This is a genomic window from Bacillus sp. LSHTCR4 (assembly GCF_057197025.1).
This window is the reverse complement of sequence record NZ_JBXUNO010000003.1, coordinates 367721-388858: the sequence shown is the minus strand read 5'-3', so window position 1 is coordinate 388858 and position 21138 is coordinate 367721. Positions and strand designations below refer to the sequence as shown.

Annotated in this window: 19 protein-coding genes; 18 read left to right on the top strand and 1 reads right to left on the bottom strand. The window is 39.6% G+C overall.

Annotated elements, in window-relative coordinates; translation table 11 throughout:
- The first annotated feature begins 111 nt into the window (after positions 1-111).
- From AC2CGR_RS21535 to pyrG, 8 genes are all read left to right on the top strand, one after another.
- Positions 112-2223 carry a (Fe-S)-binding protein gene (locus AC2CGR_RS21535; protein WP_087968263.1) on the top strand — a complete coding sequence of 704 codons (2112 nt, stop codon included), beginning with the start codon at positions 112-114 and terminating at the stop codon, positions 2221-2223.
- Positions 2224-2232: 9 nt separating this feature from the next.
- On the top strand, positions 2233-3516 hold the full coding sequence (locus AC2CGR_RS21530) for an acetyl-CoA C-acetyltransferase (RefSeq protein ID WP_131101191.1): 1284 nt from the start codon (positions 2233-2235) through the stop codon (positions 3514-3516).
- 56 nt (positions 3517-3572) lie between these two features.
- A complete protein-coding gene (locus AC2CGR_RS21525) occupies positions 3573-4424 on the top strand; it encodes a 3-hydroxybutyryl-CoA dehydrogenase (RefSeq protein WP_000116035.1) in 852 nt (283 codons plus the stop codon).
- Between the two features lie 72 nt (positions 4425-4496).
- Positions 4497-5627, top strand: a complete 1131-nt coding sequence (locus tag AC2CGR_RS21520) for an acyl-CoA dehydrogenase (RefSeq protein ID WP_087968261.1) — start codon at positions 4497-4499, stop codon at positions 5625-5627.
- A 21-nt stretch (positions 5628-5648) separates the two neighbouring features.
- Positions 5649-6788 carry an acyl-CoA dehydrogenase AcdA gene (gene acdA / locus AC2CGR_RS21515; RefSeq protein WP_000545533.1) on the top strand — a complete coding sequence of 380 codons (1140 nt, stop codon included), beginning with the start codon at positions 5649-5651 and terminating at the stop codon, positions 6786-6788.
- 66 nt (positions 6789-6854) lie between these two features.
- Positions 6855-7484: a TetR/AcrR family transcriptional regulator gene (locus AC2CGR_RS21510; protein WP_000238599.1), complete on the top strand. Its 630-nt coding sequence runs from the start codon at positions 6855-6857 to the stop codon at positions 7482-7484.
- 154 nt (positions 7485-7638) lie between these two features.
- Positions 7639-8175, top strand: coding sequence for a DNA-directed RNA polymerase subunit delta (gene rpoE, locus AC2CGR_RS21505; protein WP_087968260.1), 537 nt, complete (start codon positions 7639-7641; stop codon positions 8173-8175).
- A gap of 257 nt (positions 8176-8432) precedes the next feature.
- Positions 8433-10040: a CTP synthase gene (pyrG, locus tag AC2CGR_RS21500; RefSeq protein WP_000170457.1), complete on the top strand. Its 1608-nt coding sequence runs from the start codon at positions 8433-8435 to the stop codon at positions 10038-10040.
- Between the two features lie 31 nt (positions 10041-10071).
- On the opposite strand, the gene AC2CGR_RS21495 is transcribed toward pyrG, so the two are convergent.
- Positions 10072-10596, bottom strand: a complete 525-nt coding sequence (locus AC2CGR_RS21495; RefSeq protein ID WP_088297785.1) for a DUF2529 domain-containing protein — start codon at positions 10594-10596, stop codon at positions 10072-10074.
- A 201-nt stretch (positions 10597-10797) separates the two neighbouring features.
- Between AC2CGR_RS21495 and spo0F the strand changes: the two genes are divergently transcribed.
- The 10 genes from spo0F (at position 10798) to spoIIR (ending at position 21106) form a co-directional block, all read left to right on the top strand.
- A complete protein-coding gene (gene spo0F, locus AC2CGR_RS21490; RefSeq protein ID WP_000398594.1) occupies positions 10798-11166 on the top strand; it encodes a sporulation initiation phosphotransferase Spo0F in 369 nt (122 codons plus the stop codon).
- A 210-nt stretch (positions 11167-11376) separates the two neighbouring features.
- Positions 11377-12234: a class II fructose-bisphosphate aldolase gene (locus AC2CGR_RS21485; protein WP_001131850.1), complete on the top strand. Its 858-nt coding sequence runs from the start codon at positions 11377-11379 to the stop codon at positions 12232-12234.
- A 331-nt stretch (positions 12235-12565) separates the two neighbouring features.
- Positions 12566-13855, top strand: coding sequence for a UDP-N-acetylglucosamine 1-carboxyvinyltransferase (gene murA, locus AC2CGR_RS21480; RefSeq protein ID WP_484481132.1), 1290 nt, complete (start codon positions 12566-12568; stop codon positions 13853-13855).
- A 112-nt stretch (positions 13856-13967) separates the two neighbouring features.
- Entirely contained in the window at positions 13968-14933 is a 966-nt protein-coding gene (glpX, locus tag AC2CGR_RS21475) for a class II fructose-bisphosphatase (protein WP_000442336.1), read from the top strand.
- Positions 14934-15251: 318 nt separating this feature from the next.
- The gene (gene rho / locus AC2CGR_RS21470) at positions 15252-16523 is read left to right on the top strand and encodes a transcription termination factor Rho (protein ID WP_001053897.1); all 1272 of its coding nucleotides are present in this window, start codon (positions 15252-15254) and stop codon (positions 16521-16523) included.
- A gap of 479 nt (positions 16524-17002) precedes the next feature.
- Positions 17003-17248, top strand: coding sequence for a type B 50S ribosomal protein L31 (locus tag AC2CGR_RS21465; RefSeq protein WP_000643437.1), 246 nt, complete (start codon positions 17003-17005; stop codon positions 17246-17248).
- A 108-nt stretch (positions 17249-17356) separates the two neighbouring features.
- Positions 17357-17941: a thymidine kinase gene (locus AC2CGR_RS21460; protein WP_000280861.1), complete on the top strand. Its 585-nt coding sequence runs from the start codon at positions 17357-17359 to the stop codon at positions 17939-17941.
- A gap of 270 nt (positions 17942-18211) precedes the next feature.
- A complete protein-coding gene (gene prfA, locus AC2CGR_RS21455; RefSeq protein ID WP_029441082.1) occupies positions 18212-19279 on the top strand; it encodes a peptide chain release factor 1 in 1068 nt (355 codons plus the stop codon).
- Positions 19279-20130, top strand: a complete 852-nt coding sequence (prmC, locus tag AC2CGR_RS21450; RefSeq protein WP_087968258.1) for a peptide chain release factor N(5)-glutamine methyltransferase — start codon at positions 19279-19281, stop codon at positions 20128-20130. Before prfA ends, prmC begins: the two co-directional genes overlap by 1 nt.
- A 112-nt stretch (positions 20131-20242) precedes the next feature.
- Positions 20243-21106: a stage II sporulation protein R gene (spoIIR, locus tag AC2CGR_RS21445; protein ID WP_087968271.1), complete on the top strand. Its 864-nt coding sequence runs from the start codon at positions 20243-20245 to the stop codon at positions 21104-21106.
- Positions 21107-21138: the final 32 nt, after the last annotated feature.

The following is a 21138-nucleotide window of genomic DNA, read 5'->3' as shown; positions in this document are numbered from 1 at the left end:
TGAATGCTCACTCATTATATAATGAAGGTAGGGGATAAAATTCAGAAAATTATATGTTTTTGAAGATTCTAAAAAAGAAAGAGGGCTTACAAAGAGAGGGGTAGCATAAAAATGAATAGCTTACTGATCATTAATTGGCTGGCTGCTATTGCTGTTATTGCTTATGCGGGATATTTGTTTGTGTATCTTATACGAACGAGGATGGCCTACATACAGTTAGGAAAAAAGATTGAATTTGACCGTCGTTTTAAAGAGCGTTGGGATCTCCTTAAGGTCAATGTTTTCGGTCAGAAAAAGCTGCTGAAAGATAAAAAGAGCGGCATTATTCACGTTATGTTCTTTTATGGATTTATTCTTGTCCAATTTGGAGCAATTGACTTCGTTTGGAAAGGACTCGCACCAGGATCACATCTTCCACTTGGACCACTATACCCTGCATTTACATTCTTCCAGGAAATTGTCACACTTGTTATTTTAATTGCAGTCTTTTGGGCTTTTCATAGACGCTATGTTGAGAAGCTAGTTCGTTTAAAACGTAATTTCAAATCAGGTCTTGTTCTTATCTTTATCGGTGGCTTAATGATTTCTGTGCTACTCGGTAATGGAATGGGAATTATATGGCATGGCGAGGAGCTTTCATGGAGTGAGCCAATCGCTTCTGCAATCGCTTACGTTTTCTCAGGGATAAATGAAACCGCAGCCATTTCTGTGTTCTATTTCTCTTGGTGGGTGCATTTACTAATTTTGTTAACGTTTTTAGTTTATGTTCCACAATCGAAACACGCGCATTTAATTGCGGGACCAGCTAACGTTTTCTTCGGTCGTCTTTCAAATCCAGGGAAACTTGAAAAGATTGACTTTGAAGATGAAACACAAGAAACATTTGGTGTTGGTAAAATTGAAGACTTTAGACAAAACCAGCTTATTGACTTATATGCTTGCGTAGAGTGTGGTCGTTGTACAAATATGTGTCCGGCAACGGGAACAGGGAAAATGTTATCGCCGATGGATTTAATTTTAAAACTTCGCGATCATTTAACTGATAAAGGAGCGGCAGTAACATCAAAAGCGCCTTGGGTTCCAGTAGTTGCTTTTAATAATACACAAGGAAATCAGTTAGCGATGATGGCAGCTGGGAAAGGGCAACAAGAATCAGCGGCTACAACACTCGCTTACGATCCAAGTTTAATTGGAGATGTTATTACAGAAGAAGAGATTTGGGCTTGTACAACGTGCCGTAACTGCGAGGACCAGTGTCCGGTTATGAATGAGCATGTTGATAAAATTATTGATTTACGCCGCTATCTCGTTTTAACAGAAGGAAAGATGGATGCGGAAGCGCAACGTGCGATGACAAACATCGAGCGTCAAGGGAATCCGTGGGGTCTAAACCGTAAAGAGCGTGAAACTTGGCGCCAAGGTGATGATGAAGTAACGGTTCCAACTGTAAAAGAAAAATCGAAAGCTGGCGAGGAGTTCGAATATTTATTCTGGGTTGGTTCAATGGGATCATATGATAATCGCAGTCAGAAGATTGCGATATCATTTGCGAAGTTGATGAATGAAGCAGGTATTTCATTTGCGATACTCGGTAATAAGGAGAAGAACTCTGGAGATACACCGCGCCGCCTTGGAAATGAATTTGTCTTCCAAGAGATGGCGACAAAAAATATCGAGGAATTTGAAAAAGCAGGAGTGAAGAAAATCGTTACGATTGACCCTCATGCTTATAACACATTTAAAAATGAGTATCCAGACTTTGGCTTGCAAGCAGAAGTCTATCATCATACAGAACTGTTAGCTCAGTGGGTGAAAGAAGGACGCTTAAAACCTGTTCACGCTATTGAGGAAACAGTTACGTACCATGATTCCTGTTACTTAGGAAGATACAACGAAGTATACGAAGCGCCACGAGACATTTTGAAAGCGATTCCTGGCGTGAATCTTGTAGAAATGACACGTAACCGTGAAACGGGAATGTGCTGTGGAGCAGGTGGCGGCTTAATGTGGATGGAGGAAACAACAGGTTCTCGTATTAACGTTGCTCGTACAGAACAAGCGCTAGCTGTGCAACCATCGATTATCGGTACAGGTTGTCCATATTGCTTAACGATGATTAGTGATGGGACGAAAGCGAAAGAAGTAGAAGAGAATGTTCAAACACTTGATGTAACAGAGATTTTAGAACGCTCTGTTATTGGACAGAAGAAAGAAGCGATGTAATTTGCAAGCATGAATACAACTTTAGAGAGAGGTGCAATCATTGCACCTCTTCTCAACGTAAGAATGCCGAGCGAGCGCTCGGTGCTAAAAAAAGAAATGGGGGAAAGAAACATGAGTAAAACAGTTATTTTAAGTGCTGCAAGAACACCGGTTGGGAAATTTGGAGGATCTTTAAAAGATGTAAAAGCAACAGAACTTGGAGGGATTGCAATTAAAGCGGCGCTTGAAAGAGCAAATGTTTCCGCTAGTGATGTTGAGGAAGTTATATTCGGAACGGTTATTCAAGGTGGTCAGGGACAAATTCCATCGCGCCAAGCGGCGAGGGCGGCTGGAATCCCTTGGGAAGTGCAGACGGAAACAGTGAATAAAGTTTGTGCATCAGGACTTCGTGCGGTTACGTTAGCGGATCAAATTATTCGTACTGGCGATCAATCATTGATTGTAGCTGGCGGTATGGAGTCGATGAGTAACAGTCCTTACATTTTACGCGGAGCAAGATGGGGATACAGAATGGGCAATAACGAAGTCATTGATTTAAACGTTGCTGACGGTTTAACATGCGCATTTTCAGGTACACACATGGGTGTATATGGCGGAGAAGTTGCGAAGGAAGATGGAATCTCTCGCGAAGCGCAAGATGAGTGGGCATATCGTAGCCATCAGCGTGCGGTTTCAGCACATAAAGAAGGACGTTTTGAAGAGGAAATCGTGCCAGTAACGATTCCACAAAGAAAAGGCGATCCTATTGTCGTTGCGAAGGATGAGGCACCACGCGCGGATACAACGGTCGAAAAGTTAGCAAAATTAAAACCTGTATTTGATAAGACAGCAACGGTGACAGCTGGTAATGCGCCAGGACTAAACGATGGTGGTGCTGCACTTGTATTAATGAGCGAAGAGAGAGCGAAGCAAGAAGGAAGAAAGCCATTAGCGACAATTTTGGCACATACAGCAATTGCGGTGGAATCTAAAGATTTCCCAAGAACGCCAGGTTATGCAATTAACGCATTGCTTGAAAAAACAGGTAAGACAATTGAAGACATCGATTTATTCGAGATTAATGAAGCATTTGCAGCGGTAGCAATTGCAAGTACGGAGATTGCGGGAATTGACCCAGAAAAATTGAATGTAAATGGCGGCGCAGTGGCGATGGGGCATCCGATTGGAGCAAGCGGAGCACGCATTATCGTTACACTAATCCATGCACTTAAGCAACGCGGCGGCGGAATTGGAATTGCTTCGATTTGTAGCGGTGGCGGCCAAGGTGATGCAGTGATGATTGAGGTTCATTAATTTACGGCGAGAAAACAATTCATTTATTACAAACTTATATTAAGGGGGAAGAAGAAATGAGTGTACAAAAAATTGTTGTAATTGGTGCAGGGCAAATGGGATCAGGGATCGCGCAAGTATGTGCAATGGCAGGATACGACGTGAAGGTACAAGATTTAAAACAAGAGCAATTAGATAGAGGATTGGCGATCATTACGAAAAACTTAGTGCGCCAAGTAGAAAAAGGACGCATGAAGGAAGAAGAGAAGGAAGCGACATTAAACCGTCTGGCAGTAACGCTTGATTTAGATTGTGTGAAGGAAGCGGATCTTATTATTGAAGCAGCTGTTGAGAAAATGGATATTAAAAAGAAAATCTTTGCAAATCTAGATGAAATTGCCCCAGAACACGCAATTTTAGCGACGAATACGTCATCTTTGCCAATTACAGAAATTGCCGCGGTAACGAAACGTCCGGAAAAAGTAATCGGTATGCACTTTATGAATCCGGTTCCAGTTATGAAACTTGTTGAAATTATTCGTGGTTTGGCTACAGATGATGCGGTATACGAAACAATTGAAGATATTACGAAGAAAATTGGCAAAGTACCAGTTGAAGTAAATGATTTCCCAGGATTTGTATCGAACCGTATTTTATTACCGATGATTAACGAAGCAATCTATACGTTATATGAAGGTGTAGCGACGAAAGAAGCGATTGATGAAGTAATGAAACTTGGTATGAATCACCCGATGGGTCCTTTAACGCTCGCTGATTTTATTGGTTTAGACACGTGTTTATATATTATGGAAGTGTTGCATGAAGGTTTAGGTGATAGTAAATACCGCCCATGTCCATTACTACGTAAGTACGTAAATGCAGGATGGTTAGGACGTAAAACAGGTCGTGGTTTCTACGTTTACGAATAAATCCCCCTTTGTTACAAAATAGTGGTCTTACCAAATTATTAAAAGGATTTATAGCAAATGGAGGCGGAGTATATGAACTTTCGTTTTAATGAAGAGCAGCAAATGATGAGAAAAATGGTTCGAGATTTTGCACAGAAGGAAATTGCTCCCTTTGTTCCTAGTATGGAACAAGGGGTGTTCCCAAAAGAGATTTTACAGAAGATGGGTGAGCTTGGATTAATGGGAATTCCAGCGCCTGCAAAATACGGCGGTGCAGAAATGGATTTTATTTCTTATATTTTAGCAATTGAAGAAATTTCAAAGGTAAGTGCAACGGTTGGTGTAATTTTAGCTGTACATACGTCAGTTGGAATGAACCCGATTTTATATTTCGGAACAGAAGAACAGAAAGAGAAATATGTTTCTAAACTTGCGACTGGTGAATATTTAGGTGCATTTGCATTAACAGAACCTAATGCAGGGTCAGATGCAGGAAGTTTGAAATCAAGAGCTGTAAAGAAAGGCGATCATTACATTATTAATGGATCGAAAGTATTTATTACAAATGGCGGTGAAGCAAGTACATACATTGTATTCGCTTCTACAAATCCAGATGCAGGAAAGAGTGGGATTTCTGCATTCATAGTAGAGAAAGATACACCGGGCTTAATTATCGGTAAAGATGAGCATAAAATGGGGCTTCTCGGTTCTCGCACAGTACAACTTACGTTCGAGGATATGAAAGTGCCGGCCGAGAATTTACTTGGTGAAGAAGGACAAGGATTTAAGGTAGCGATGGCGAATTTAGATGTTGGACGAATTGGAATTGGTGCACAGGCTTTAGGAATCGCTGAAGCCGCGCTTGCATGTGCGATTGATTATGCGAAAGAACGTGAGCAATTCGGAAAGCCAATTGCGGCGCAACAAGGGATTGGCTTCAAACTTGCAGATATGGCAACTAGCGTAGAAGCGGCACGATTACTTGTATATAGGGCGGCATCGCTAAGAGCACAAGGATTACCATGTGGTAAAGAAGCATCTATTGCGAAACTATTCGCTTCTAAAACAGCTGTTGAAGTTGCGATTGAAGCCGTGCAAGTATTTGGTGGTTACGGTTATACGAAAGACTATCCAGTAGAAAGATTTTTCCGTGATGCGAAAATCACGCAAATATATGAAGGAACGAGTGAAATACAGAAACTTGTTATTAGCCGAGCTTTATAAAAGCATAAGGGGGAGACGGACATGCATTTTAAACTATCAGAAGAACATGAAATGATAAGAAAAATGGTTCGGGATTTTGCTAAGAACGAAGTAGCACCGACAGCAGCTGAGCGTGATGAAGAAGAGAGATTTGATCGTGCACTATTTGATCAAATGGCAGAGCTTGGTTTAACCGGAATTCCGTGGCCTGAAGAATACGGCGGAATTGGAAGCGATTACTTAGCATATGTAATTGCAATTGAAGAATTATCACGCGTATGTGCTTCTACAGGTGTAACATTGTCTGCACATACTTCACTTGCTGGTTGGCCAATTTTTAAATTTGGAACAGAGGAGCAAAAGCAAACGTTCTTACGACCGATGGCTGAAGGAAAGAAAATTGGTGCATACGGCTTAACGGAGCCAGGATCTGGATCGGATGCTGGTGGAATGAAGACGATCGCAAAAAGAGATGGAGACCATTACGTTTTAAATGGATCGAAAATATTTATTACAAATGGCGGTATTGCTGATATTTATGTTGTTTTTGCTTTAACTGATCCTGAATCGAAGCAGCGTGGCACGAGCGCGTTTATTGTGGAAAGTGATACACCAGGATTTTCAGTTGGGAAGAAGGAAAGTAAGTTAGGGATTCGCTCTTCACCAACAACTGAAATTATGTTCGAAGATTGCCGCATTCCTGTAGAAAATTTACTGGGGGAAGAAGGGCAAGGGTTTAAGATAGCGATGCAAACATTAGATGGCGGCCGTAACGGTATTGCGGCGCAAGCGGTTGGTATTGCACAAGGGGCTTTAGATGCTTCCGTAGAATATGCAAGAGAGCGTCATCAGTTTGGGAAGCCAATTGCGGCGCAGCAAGGGATTGGTTTTAAACTAGCAGATATGGCAACGGATGTAGAGGCAGCGCGCCTTCTAACATACCAAGCAGCTTGGCTTGAATCGGAAGGGCTTCCTTATGGGAAAGAGTCAGCGATGTCAAAAGTATTTGCAGGCGATGCAGCGATGAAGGTGACGACGGAAGCGGTACAAGTATTTGGTGGTTACGGTTATACGAAAGATTATCCAGTAGAGCGTTATATGCGAGATGCAAAGATTACACAGATATATGAAGGAACACAAGAGATTCAAAGACTCGTAATTTCTCGTATGTTAACGAAATAGGATCAAAGGCGTAGGTATTTTCCTACGCTTTTTCCTTCCAAAAAATAATCGAGAGAGGTGAAGGAGATGGTTAAACATAATGTGCACGCATCAGTGAAGGATGAAAAATTAGTCGCGTTAAGGCGTGAACAAATGATTAAAGGTGCAGTGCAATTGTTTAAGCAAAAAGGATTTCCGCGTACGACAACGAGAGAAATTGCAAAGGCGGCCGGATTTAGTATAGGTACGCTTTATGAATACATCCGTACAAAAGATGATGTTTTGTATTTAGTTTGTGATAGTATTTATGAACATGTAAAAGAAAGATTAGAGGAAGTAGTTTGTACAGAAAAAGGGAGTATAGAAAGTTTAAAAATAGCAATAACGAATTACTTTAAAGTGATGGACGAATTGCAGGAAGAAGTATTGATAATGTATCAAGAGGTACGTTTTTTACCGAAAGAATCACTCCCGTATGTATTAGAAAAGGAGTTTCAAATGGTAGGAATGTTTGAGAATATTTTAGAACAGTGTACGGAAAATGGAACATTTACATTAAATAAAAAAGAAATACAGCTTCTTGCGCATAATATTTTTATACAAGGACAGATGTGGGGATTTAGACGTTGGGCGCTGCAAAAACTATATACGCTTGAAGAATATACAGAAATGCAAATTAGGTATGTATTGCAAGGGGCCCATATGCTTCCGAAATAAGGAATGGACAAATCATAATTTTATTACCCTATAAAAGTTTCCCGTTTTTTTTGTAGCATATTTGTGCGACTTTTGTTTATAATGAATAGTATGGATTTTTTTAAGCAGGCCGTTATATATAAGGTTATATTTGATGAAAGGAAGTGCCGCATAAGTGGATTTTAAGCAATATTCACCAGAAGAGCTAAAAGAATGTTCAATGATTGAAGTTGTACATAGCGTTTTAGGGGATAAAAGACAAGCAACGACATTCAATGAGTTGGTTCAAGAAATCGCTCAAGTGCTGGGACTATCTCAAGAGCAAGTTAATGCGAAACTCGCACAATTTTATACAGACTTAAACATTGATGGACGTTTCATTAATTTAGGAGAAAATCGTTGGGGGCTACGCAGCTGGTACCCATACGAGCAAATTGATGAAGAAATCTTGCCTCAACCAAAACCGAAGAAGAAACGTAAAGTTGAAGACGACGGTTTTGACGACTACATTGAAGAAGATGAAGATGACTTCGACGATGCAGACGGAAATGAAGACGAAGAAGATGATGTAGAAGATTTGGACAAGGTTCTTGAAGACGAAGACGGAGACGACGATGATCTTGATGATTTAGATGAAGACGAAGAAGATGACTTCGCTGAAGAGGAACTTGAGTATGATGAAACTGAAGAAGAAGAAGAGGAAGAACTGTAGTTCTTGACTTTTCATTATCGTCCATGTAGAATCATTTTTGGGCTCTTTAAAAAAGGACGATAATACTTTTAAAGTGTAAATATAAAAGAAAATTGCTCCCTACTTATTACTTTATGTGATGAGGGGAGCAATTTTCTTTTTTGTTTTTTGTTTAGAAAATAAAAAGAGTCTAACAATAAGATGGATACAGTGTTATCTACATACGTTGCGCTTTGCAACGGTGATTATATAACAGCAAAATAGAAGGGAGCTTTTTCATGACTAAGTATATTTTTGTAACAGGCGGTGTAGTATCGTCTTTAGGAAAAGGTATTACAGCAGCATCTCTTGGAAGACTTTTAAAAAATCGTGGTTTAAACGTAACGATTCAAAAGTTTGATCCATACATTAACGTAGACCCAGGGACTATGAGCCCATACCAACACGGTGAGGTATTCGTAACAGATGATGGTGCAGAAACTGACTTAGACCTTGGTCACTATGAGCGTTTCATCGACATCAACTTAAACAAATACAGCAACGTAACAACAGGTAAAATTTACTCTTCAGTTCTTCAAAAAGAGCGTCGTGGTGAATACCTAGGAGGAACAGTTCAAGTTATTCCTCACATTACTAACGAAATTAAAGAGCGCGTATACCGTTCTGGTCGCGAAACAAACGCGGATGTTGTTATTACGGAAATTGGTGGAACTGTTGGTGACATTGAGTCTCTACCATTCTTAGAAGCAATCCGTCAAATTAAGAGCGACATCGGTCGTGACAATGTAATGTACATTCACTGTACGTTAATCCCGTACTTAAAAGCAGCGGGTGAAATGAAAACAAAACCAACGCAACATAGCGTTAAAGAGCTTCGCAGCTTAGGTATTCAACCAAATATTATCGTTGTTCGTACAGAAATGCCTGTTTCTCAAGATATGAAAGACAAGCTTGCATTATTCTGTGATATTGATACAAAAGCAGTTATTGAAGCACGCGATGCAGATACTTTATATGCGGTTCCATTATCTCTTCAAGAGCAAAATATGGACCAAATCGTTTGCGATCACTTAAAATTAGACAATCCAGCTGCAGATATGACAGAGTGGACTGCGCTAGTTGAAAAAGTGCGTAACCTTTCTAAGAAAACAAAAATCGCTCTTGTTGGTAAATACGTAGAGCTTCAAGATGCATACATTTCTGTTGTAGAAGCACTTCGTCATGCAGGTTACTCTTTCGACACAGATGTAGAAGTGAAATGGGTAAACGCTGAGCATGTAACAGCAGAGAACGTACAAGAATTAGTTGGTGACACAGACGGTATCCTTGTACCAGGTGGCTTCGGCGATCGTGGTGTAGAAGGTAAAATCGTTGCAATTCAATATGCTCGTGAAAACAAAGTACCATTCTTAGGAATTTGCTTAGGTATGCAACTTGCATCAATCGAATTTGCACGTAACGTATTAGGATTAGAAGGAGCTAACTCTTCTGAAATTAATCCTGACACACCGTATGCAATCATTGACTTATTACCAGAACAAAAAGATGTAGAAGACTTAGGTGGTACACTTCGTCTTGGTCTATACCCATGTAAGCTTTCTGAAGAAACAAATGCTTACAATGCTTACAATGAGCCGGTTGTATATGAGCGTCATCGTCATCGTTATGAGTTCAACAATCAATTCCGTCCGGATATGGAAAAAGCAGGATTTGTATTCTCTGGTACAAGCCCAGACGGTCGTCTAGTTGAAATCATTGAATTAAAAGATCATCCTTGGTTCGTGGCAGCACAGTTCCACCCAGAACTAGTTTCTCGTCCAAACCGTCCACAACCATTGTTCCATGACTTCGTAAGAGCTTCTATTACGAATAAAGAGAGCAAGTAATAAAAAAAGCGCCTGAAATAGGGCGCTTTTTTTAATATTCATTTAACATTTCATCGATTGTAAATTTGATACCGTGATATGCAAATAAAGCTATGATTAAGCTTGGGAATCCGTAGCGATTACCTTCATCGTCTGGAATAAGACCTTTTAACAGCTTTGTATCAATATGTACATCTGTATATTGTTCTAGTGATTCAGTACCTTCTTGAATAGCAGAGATGCCGACAATAGAGTTTCCATCTGCTTGAAGTTTTTTTGCTATTGCTACAATTTCTTCATCTGTTGAAAAACGGCTAATAAGAAGTACACGATCTGCAGAAGTTACTTCTACTTCTTTACCATTTTCAAATAATCGTTTTGCTTGCTTCATTGGTTCAGCACCGAATAGCGCTTCAGCAACAACGCCCTCCATTTCATTTGCACCATGTAAATAAATGAAACCTTCGCCAACTAATGCTTGAGCAAGTAGACGGGCGCTATCTTCTATATTCATTTCCTCTTTTTGAGAAACTCTGGAGAAATAACCACTTAATTGAGTTGAAAAAATTTTTAACATAATATTGCTCCCTTCGTACGTGTTTACCGGCTTTCATTATAGTTTATTTTTTTAGAAAGGTGAAATCGAAGGGTGGCATAACAAAATAGGAAACGGTAAAATAAGAAAGAATAGGAAGGAATTTGCCAAAGAATAGCGAAAATTAATCGTTAAGATATAAGAAGCTTTAAATCTTGTACTTACACAGAAAGGTTGGGAGTTATGGAAGGGAAAATTTTAATCGTTGATGATCAATATGGCATTCGTGTGTTATTACATGAAGTGTTCCAAAAAGAAGGTTATCAGACATTCCAAGCAGCGAATGGATTTCAAGCTTTAGATATCGTGAAAAAAGATAATCCAGATTTAGTTGTGTTAGATATGAAAATTCCAGGTATGGATGGTATAGAGATTTTAAAGCATGTAAAAGAAATTGATGAGAGTATTAAAGTGATTTTAATGACTGCTTATGGAGAGCTTGATATGATCCAAGAAGCAAAAGATTTAGGTGCTTTAATGCATTTTGCTAAACCGTTTGATATTGATGAAATTCGTCAAGCGGTGAGAAATGAGCTCGCTGTAGAGGCTTAAAAATGAATTTTTTATAAAAAATATGGAAAAAAGCGTTTACATGGACTATTGTGCAGGTGAATACGGTTGAGTTTTTGAGTACAAGTTGTTATCCTATTGAGTGTAGAAAAAAGTCCGGTATGTAGATATACATATTTTACCTTATTCTGGTCATACTACCAGCGATAAGAACTTATCGGATACAAAAAACGTTTTTTAGGAGGATTCACCATGCCTTTAGTTTCTATGAAAGAAATGCTAAACAAAGCACTAGAAGGAAAATACGCAGTTGGTCAATTCAACATGAACAACTTAGAGTGGACTCAAGCTATCTTAGCTGCTGCGGAAGAAGAAAAATCTCCTGTAATCCTAGGTGTATCTGAGGGTGCAGCTCGTCATATGACTGGTTTCAAAACAGTTGTAGCTATGGTTAAAGCTCTAATCGAAGAAATGAACATCACTGTTCCTGTAGCGATTCACCTTGACCATGGTTCAAGCTTCGAAAAATGTAAAGAAGCAATCGATGCAGGTTTCACATCTGTAATGATCGACGCTTCTCACCACCCATTCGAAGAAAACGTAGAAACTACTAAAAAAGTAGTAGAATACGCACACGCTCGTAACGTATCTGTTGAAGCTGAGCTTGGAACAGTTGGCGGACAAGAAGACGACGTAATCGCTGAAGGCGTAATTTACGCTGACCCAGCTGAGTGTAAGCACCTTGTTGAAGCAACAGGTATCGATTGCCTAGCTCCAGCTTTAGGTTCTGTACACGGTCCTTACAAAGGTGAGCCTAACTTAGGATTCGCTGAAATGGAACAAGTTCGTGACTTCACTGGCGTACCTTTAGTATTACACGGTGGTACTGGTATCCCAACTGCTGATATCGAAAAAGCTATCTCTTTAGGTACTTCAAAAATCAACGTAAACACTGAGAACCAAATCGAGTTTACAAAAGCTGTTCGTGAAGTATTAAACAAAGACCAAGAAGTTTACGATCCTCGTAAATTTATCGGACCTGGCCGCGACGCTATCAAAGCAACTGTTATTGGTAAAATTCGCGAATTCGGTTCTAACGGTAAAGCGTAAGAATAAAATTCCGTTTTGGAAACCGTCTACTCTTTTAGACGGTTTCCTTTCGTTGTATAATGAAAGCGTGAACAAGTCTAAAGATTTTATCATTTTGTTTTTGAAATAGAAAATAATGTGCATAGTCCTATTAATAAATGTGATAAAGTATCTAAATTGATAAAGTAAATTCGATAAATAGTTAATCTTTATCTTTTTGTATTACAGGAGAAATGAAGATGATGGTTTCCTATTTATTGAGTGTTAGGGTGGAAAGAGTGATTGAGATTCTTAAGGGGAGCTTTCTATAAAAATATAGAAAGTAAATACATTCACAAGAAGGGAGCTCAATATGGAAAAATTGCTAATTGAAGGCGGAAGAGCTTTAAATGGAACAATTCGCGTGAGTGGTGCAAAGAACAGCGCCGTTGCACTAATTCCAGCGACAATTTTAGCAGATACTCCAGTAACTATTGGTGGTGTCCCTAATATTTCGGACGTGAAAATGTTAGGAGACTTACTAGAGGAAATTGGAGGAAGAGTAACTTATGGACAGGAGGAAGAGATGGTAGTCGATCCTTCTAACATGGTTGCAATGCCTTTACCAAATGGAAAAGTGAAAAAATTGCGTGCGTCTTATTATTTAATGGGTGCGATGCTTGGCCGTTTTAAAAAAGCTGTTATTGGGCTTCCAGGTGGATGTCACTTAGGACCGAGGCCGATTGATCAGCATATTAAAGGGTTTGAAGCGTTAGGTGCACATGTTACGAATGAACAAGGTGCTATCTATTTAAGAGCAGATGAACTACGCGGGGCACGTATTTATTTAGATGTTGTTAGTGTAGGAGCTACGATTAATATTATGCTAGCAGCTGTACGAGCGAAAGGTAGAACTGTTATTGAAAACGCAGCAAAAGAACCAGAGATTATTGATGTAGCTACATTGTTAACTAGCATGGGAGCACGTATTAAAGGTGCTGGTACAGATGTAATCCGAATTGATGGTGTGGATTCACTGCACGGTTGTCATCATACAATCATTCCAGATCGTATTGAAGCGGGTACGTATATGATTTTAGGTGCTGCGTCAGGAGGAGAAGTAACAGTTGATAATGTTATTCCTCAGCATTTAGAGTCAGTTACCGCAAAGTTAAGAGAAGCTGGTGTCCAGGTTGAAACGAATGATGACCAGATTACAGTGAACGGTGATAGAAGATTAAAAGTAGTTGATATAAAAACGCTTGTATATCCAGGTTTCCCAACAGATTTACAACAGCCATTTACAACACTTTTAACAAAGGCACATGGAACGGGTGTTGTAACGGATACGATTTATGGTGCACGTTTTAAACATATTGATGAATTACGTCGTATGAATGCACAAATTAAAGTAGAAGGTCGATCAGCTATCGTAACTGGTCCTGTTTTATTGCAAGGTGCAAAAGTGAAAGCGAGTGATTTGCGAGCTGGAGCAGCACTCGTTATTGCAGGATTAATGGCGGATGGAATTACAGAGGTAACCGGACTTGAGCATATTGATCGTGGCTATGAAAATATAGTAGACAAGCTTAAAGGGCTTGGTGCAAGCATTTGGCGAGAACAAATGACAAATCAAGAAATTGAAGAAATGAAGAACGCATAAGTGATACTTCCGCAAGGGGGAAGTATCACTACTTGCGGAAGTACACTTTATAGAAAAAACACGGTTCACAAAATACGGCAGAAATATAAAGACTTAAAGGAGAGGGATTATCGTGGAAAGAAGTTTATCTATGGAGTTAGTACGTGTAACAGAGGCTGCAGCTTTATCATCAGCGCGTTGGATGGGACGCGGGAAAAAGGATGAGGCAGACGGTGCAGCAACATCAGCTATGCGTGATGTATTTGATACAATTCCGATGAAAGGTACAGTTGTAATTGGTGAAGGTGAAATGGATGAAGCACCAATGCTATATATCGGAGAAAAATTAGGTACAGGATATGGTCCACGTGTAGACGTTGCAGTTGATCCTTTAGAAGGGACAAACATTGTAGCAGCTGGTGGGTGGAATGCTCTTGCTGTTATTGCAATTGCAGATCACGGTAATTTGTTACATGCTCCTGACATGTACATGGATAAAATCGCGGTTGGCCCAGAAGCGGTTGGGGCGGTCGATATTGATGCGCCTATTATCGATAACTTACGTGCAGTTGCGAAAGCGAAAAACAAAGATATTGAAGATGTTGTAGCGACAGTTTTAAACCGTCCACGTCATCAAGCAATTATTGAAGAAATTCGTAAAGCTGGTGCTCGCATTAAATTGATTAATGATGGAGACGTAGCTGGTGCAATCAACACCGCATTTGATCGTACAGGTGTAGATATTTTATTCGGATCTGGTGGTGCGCCTGAGGGTGTATTAGCGGCAGTTGCATTAAAATGTTTAGGTGGCGAGATTCACGGGAAATTATTACCACAAAACGAAGCTGAATTGGCGCGTTGCAAAAAGATGGGCATAGAAGACATCAACCGCATCCTTCGCATGGAGGACTTAGTAAAAGGTGACGATGCAATCTTCGCAGCAACAGGCGTAACAGACGGAGAACTATTGCGCGGCGTTCAATTTAAAGGTAGCGTAGGAACAACACAATCTCTTGTTATGCGTGCAAAATCAGGCACAGTACGCTTCGTGGATGGACGTCATAGCTTGAATAAAAAACCAAACTTGGTTATTAAATAAAAAGCGTAAGCAGCTCGTTCAGAATCGCAGGCTATTTGGAGCTCTCGACCTTGAAGCGCTCTTTGCTTCGAGTGAGAGAGTGGAATGACTGACCCTTCTAGCCATCGGAGCCGGATTAAATAAAAAGCGAAGACAAATTTTCTTGTCTTCGCTTCTTGTATTTGTGTTTCAACGTATTGATTAAAACTAGATAAAAGGGTTACAATAGTGAATATTACCCTACTTGAACTTATTGCCTTTCATTATTAATTATTTGCCTTCCGTATTTTTTCCCTTTACCCATGTGAAAAGAGAATAACGTTAAAGTGTGGTGTCTGAATGAATTTGTCAATTGCAGCATTAGAAAACATGAAATTAAAAGAGTTATACGAGCTTGCGAAAGAATTTAAGATTTCGTATTATAGCAAATTAACGAAAAAAGAGTTAATCTTCGCCATTTTAAAAGCTCGAGCAGAAAAAGAAGGTTTCTTCTTCATGGAAGGCGTATTAGAAATTATTCAATCAGAAGGATTTGGATTCCTACGTCCTATCAACTACTCTCCAAGCTCAGAAGATATTTATATCTCAGCTTCGCAAATTCGTCGTTTCGATTTACGTAATGGAGACAAGGTTTCTGGTAAAGTACGACCTCCGAAAGAAAATGAACGCTACTTTGGATTATTACAAGTGGAAGCTGTAAACGGAGATGATCCAGAGTCAGCAAAAGAGCGTGTGCATTTCCCTGCATTAACACCATTATACCCAGATCGCCAAATGAAATTGGAAACGGAACCGAAAAAGTTACCGACACGCATCATGGATTTAATTGCACCAGTTGGATTTGGACAACGTGGTTTAATTGTCGCGCCTCCAAAGGCTGGTAAAACTAGTCTATTAAAAGAAATCGCACACAGTGTTACAACAAATCATCCGGAAGCTGAATTAATTGTACTTTTAATTGATGAGCGTCCAGAGGAAGTAACAGACATTGAACGTTCTGTTAAAGGAGATGTTGTAAGCTCTACTTTTGATGAAGTACCAGAAAATCATATTAAAGTAGCGGAACTTGTGTTAGAACGTGCAATGCGTCTTGTAGAGCACAAAAAAGATGTTATCATCTTAATGGATAGTATTACCCGTTTAGCGCGAGCTTACAATCTTGTTATTCCGCCAAGTGGTAGAACATTATCGGGTGGTATCGACCCAGCTGCCTTCCATAGACCGAAGCGTTTCTTTGGAGCTGCACGTAATATCGAAGAAGGCGGTAGCTTAACAATTTTAGCAACAGCGCTTGTTGATACGGGATCTCGTATGGACGATGTAATTTACGAAGAATTTAAAGGAACTGGAAATATGGAACTTCACTTAGATCGTTCATTAGCTGAGCGTCGTATCTTCCCGGCAATTGATATTCGCCGTTCTGGTACACGTAAAGAGGATCTATTAATTCCGAAAGAACATTTAGACAAGCTATGGGGTATTCGTAAAACAATGCGTGATACACCAGACTTTGTTGAAGGGTTCTTACGTAAACTTCGTCAAACAAAGACAAATGAAGAATTTTTACAAAACATTGTTGCAGATTCGAAAAAATATGTAACAACTAAGTAAAGGGAAAAGATTGGGACTCGCTTATTTTGTGGTAAGCGAGTTTTTTATGTTTTTTTAGGTAATATTAAAGAAAGATGCGTGGAAGAATTTCCGGTCATTCCGCTCTCTCGTTCGCATCTAAGAACCTCCCGCCCGAAAGGTAAAAAGCACCTTTTGTGCGAGAGAACCTTAGCCAGTCAGAGCTGAACGAGCCGTCTCCACTTTTAAGATAATATCCAGCTCCAGCGGCTAGAATGGTTGGTGGCTTCGCGTCTTCCTACGAGGCAAAAAGCGCCTCTATGTCAGAAGCTCCATCCCCCTCCTATTCTGAACGAGCCGCTTCTGCTTTTAAAATCAAAAAGACAAAAACAGGTAGTTGCAAAATGAAGTTAGCCTTGTTATAATTTCATCATATGTGTTTCATCAATATAGTTGTGTATGCAGCTGAAGATGAAAAACTCTGTTTCGAAAATGATTCAGGGCGGAAGGAGATGAAAAGAATGAAAGCAGGAATTCACCCAGATTACAAGAAAGTTGTATTCATGGACACAAACACAGGCTTCAAATTCTTAAGCGGATCTACTAGAGGATCTAACGAAACTGTTGAGTGGGAAGATGGTAACACTTATCCATTACTAAAAGTTGAGATCAGTTCTGATTCTCACCCATTCTACACTGGACGTCAGAAGTTTGCTACTGCAGACGGACGCGTTGACCGCTTCAATAAGAAATACGGTCTTAAGTAATAAAAACATAAAACAGGCAAGTGTATCTATTCGCTTGTCTGTTTTTTTTGCGAAAATATTATACCTTTACCCTACTTTTAATTAAAAAGTAGATGAAAGGAGAGCTTCATGTACTTAATAAATCAGAACGGTTGGATTGAAGTGATTTGCGGTAGTATGTTTTCTGGTAAATCAGAAGAGCTTATCCGCCGTGTGCGTCGTACGCAATTTGCGAAACAACATGCAATTGTATTTAAACCATGTATTGATAATCGCTATAGTGAAGAAGACGTTGTATCACATAACGGATTAAAGGTAAAAGCAGTTCCTGTTTCAGCTTCAAAAGATATATTTGAACATATCACTGAAGAAATGGATGTAATTGCAATCGATGAGGTGCAATTCTTTGATGGGGACATTGTGGAAGTGGTGCAAGTATTGGCAAATCGTGGCTATCGTGTCATTGTAGCTGGTTTAGACCAAGATTTCCGTGGTCTACCATTTGGACAAGTTCCTCAGCTGATGGCGATTGCTGAACATGTAACAAAACTACAAGCAGTATGTTCTGCATGTGGATCTCCGGCAAGTCGTACACAACGATTAATTGATGGAGAACCAGCGGCATTTGATGACCCGATTATTTTAGTTGGTGCTTCAGAATCGTATGAACCACGCTGTCGTCATTGTCATGCAGTTCCTACAAAACAAAGATAAGTAAACTCGCTGTGCAAGGCGGGTTTTTTTCAGAATAGAGAGTGTGAGTGGTGTGAGCCGCTTACGCTTTTAAATAATATCTAGTTCCGGTGGCTAGCTCTTCGCATCTAAGAACCTTCCGCCCGAAAGGTAAAAAGCACCTTTAGGTCGAAAGAACCTTAGCTGGTCAGAGCTGAACGAGCCACCGCCACTTTCAAATATAATTTGCGTTTTTTTGAGTAAGTACCATATACTATTTGTATTAGATACTAGGATGTAGAGGTGAATGATGTGTTAGATCGTTTGCAAGCTGTAGAAAATCGTTATGAGAAGTTAAATGAATTGTTAAGTGACCCAGAGGTTATTAGCGATACAAATAAGCTTCGTGAATATTCAAAGGAACAGTCTGATATACAGGAAACGGTAGAGGTGTATCGTGAGTATAAGGATGTTCGTGAGCAATTAAAAGATGCGAAAGCAATGTTAGAAGATAAGTTAGACGCAGAAATGCGTGAAATGGTAAAAGAAGAGGTTTCTGAGTTAGAATCACAAGAAAAAACATTATCAGAGCGTCTGAAAATTTTACTTGTACCAAAAGATCCTAACGATGATAAGAACGTTATCGTTGAGGTTCGTGGAGCTGCTGGTGGCGACGAGGCCGCTTTATTTGCTGGTGACTTATACCGTATGTATAGCCGTTACGCTGAGGTACAAGGTTGGAAAACGGAGATTATCGAGGCTAGCTATACAGAGTTAGGTGGATATAAAGAGATTATCTTTATGATTAACGGTAAAGGTGCTTTCGCGAAGCTGAAATTCGAGAATGGCGCTCACCGTGTACAACGTGTTCCTGAAACGGAATCTGGTGGACGTATCCATACATCTACAGCAACTGTAGCTGTATTACCAGAGGCAGAAGAAGTAGAAATTGATATTCATGAGAAAGATGTTCGTGTTGATACATTCGCTTCTAGTGGACCTGGTGGACAGAGCGTTAATACAACGATGTCAGCGGTGCGTTTAACGCATTTACCGACTGGTGTAGTTGTATCGTGTCAGGATGAGAAATCACAAATTAAGAATAAAGAAAAAGCGATGAAAGTATTACGCGCACGTGTTTATGATAAGTTTAGACAAGAAGCACAAGCTGAGTATGATCAAAACCGTAAACAAGCTGTTGGTACGGGTGATCGTTCAGAGCGTATTCGTACGTATAACTTCCCGCAAAACCGTGTTACAGACCATCGAATCGGTTTAACGATTCAAAAGCTAGATCAAATCTTACAAGGTAAGTTAGATGATTTCATCAATGCCTTAGTGATGGAAGATCAGGCTCAAAGGATGGAGGCAGCTGAGTAATGCGTGTCTATGAAGCCCTGAAATGGGCTTCTTCTTTTTTACAGGAGAATGGACGAGATGAAAATGCGGGAGAAATTGTCCTTTGTCATGTATTAAAGACGAATAGAACAGGATTATTGATGAACATGCGTGAAGAAATAACTGCGGAACAAGAAACAAGTTTTACAGAGTTTATCCACAAGCATGTAGAAGGTATTCCTATTCAATATATGATTGGTCATGAGATGTTTTATGGAAGATCGTTCTTTGTGAATGAAGAGGTGTTAATACCAAGACCGGAAACAGAAGAGCTTATAGTGGGAGTGTTAGAAAGAATCGAGCGCCATTTTGATGATGAGAAACTACATGTAGCAGATATTGGTACAGGTAGCGGAGCGATTTCGATTACGCTTGCTTTAGAAAATAAAAATCTTCATGTGTATACGGTAGATATTGCACAGGAGTCAATTGAAGTCGCAAAAGAAAATGCGAAAACTTTGGGCGCAGAAGTAACGTTCTATCACGGTGATTTATTATCACCATTTTATGAAACGGGTCAAAAGTTAGATGTTGTTGTTTCAAATCCTCCATATATACCGGAAGAAGATTGGCGTGGGCTTTCTCCTGTGGTGAAAGAGCATGAGCCAAAGAGAGCGTTGGTTGGTGGTGAAGACGGATTAGATTTTTATCGCCGCTTTATGGACGAGTTGCCGAATGTATTGCAGAAGAAAGCGATTGTGGCCTTTGAAATTGGAGTAGGGCAAGGTGAGGACGTGAAAGGGCTGCTACAACAAGCTTTTCCACATGCTCATGTTGAGGTTGTTTTTGATATTAATGGAAAAGATCGTATGGTGTTTGCAGAAATGGAGTAAGGTTTACACCTTACTCTATTTTTTTGTGGGAAAATTCATATAGATTTTGAATTTAATAGTTTAGAAAGATGAAAGTCTGTCCACACTGTTTGTAGAAGGGACGGTGGAGGAAATGAAAAAACAAGTTATTGCTTATCTTCTTCTATTATTAATTGGTGCACAGTTACTTGTGCAGTTTGGATATATGAAAGCTGATGCGAAAGGGCCTTCAGTTATTCCGAAAGAGGCTGTTCGATTACGGATTTTAGCAAATAGTGATTCAGATAAAGACCAGGCGTTAAAGCGCAAAGTGCGTGATGAAGTAAAAACACAAATTGATGGATGGGTAGCTGATTTAACTTCATTTGAAGAGGCGCGCAAAGTCATTCAAAGTCATATTCCAGAAATCGAAAAAACAGTGGCAAATACGTTAAAAAAAGAAGGAAGTAAAGATTCATTTCAAGTGAAATTCAGTAAAAATGTAAAGTTTCCTACAAAGGTATATGGGAATTTTATTTATCCGGCAGGGGAATATGAAGCAGTCTTAATTACAATTGGGGAAGGTGAAGGGGCAAACTGGTGGTGTGTATTATTTCCACCGATGTGTTTCTTAGATTTTTCAAGTGGTACAGCTGTAAGGAAAGAAGAACATGTTGTGAAGGCTGAATCTCCTGAAGAGGAGCAAGTAAAACAAATAGATGAAGAAGTAGTAAATGCAGAAGAGAAAAAAGAGGATGAGGTGAAAGAAAAGAAAGTTGTAAAGCAGGAAGTCGCAAAAAAAGTAACAGCTTCTGAAAAGAAAATAGTAAAAAATGAAACGAAAGTAGAAGAACAACCTGCAAGTAAAGAGGAAATAAAAACTTTGGAAAAAGTGGAGAAACCTGTGGAACAAAAACAAGAAAAACAAAATGAGTATGTAAAAGTAGAAGAGGAAGAAGAAAAGCCAGAAGTTAAGTTCTTTATTGTAGAAGCTTTTACATCTTTATTCTCTAAATAGTACTATTAGTAAATCCCTTCTCATATATAAAA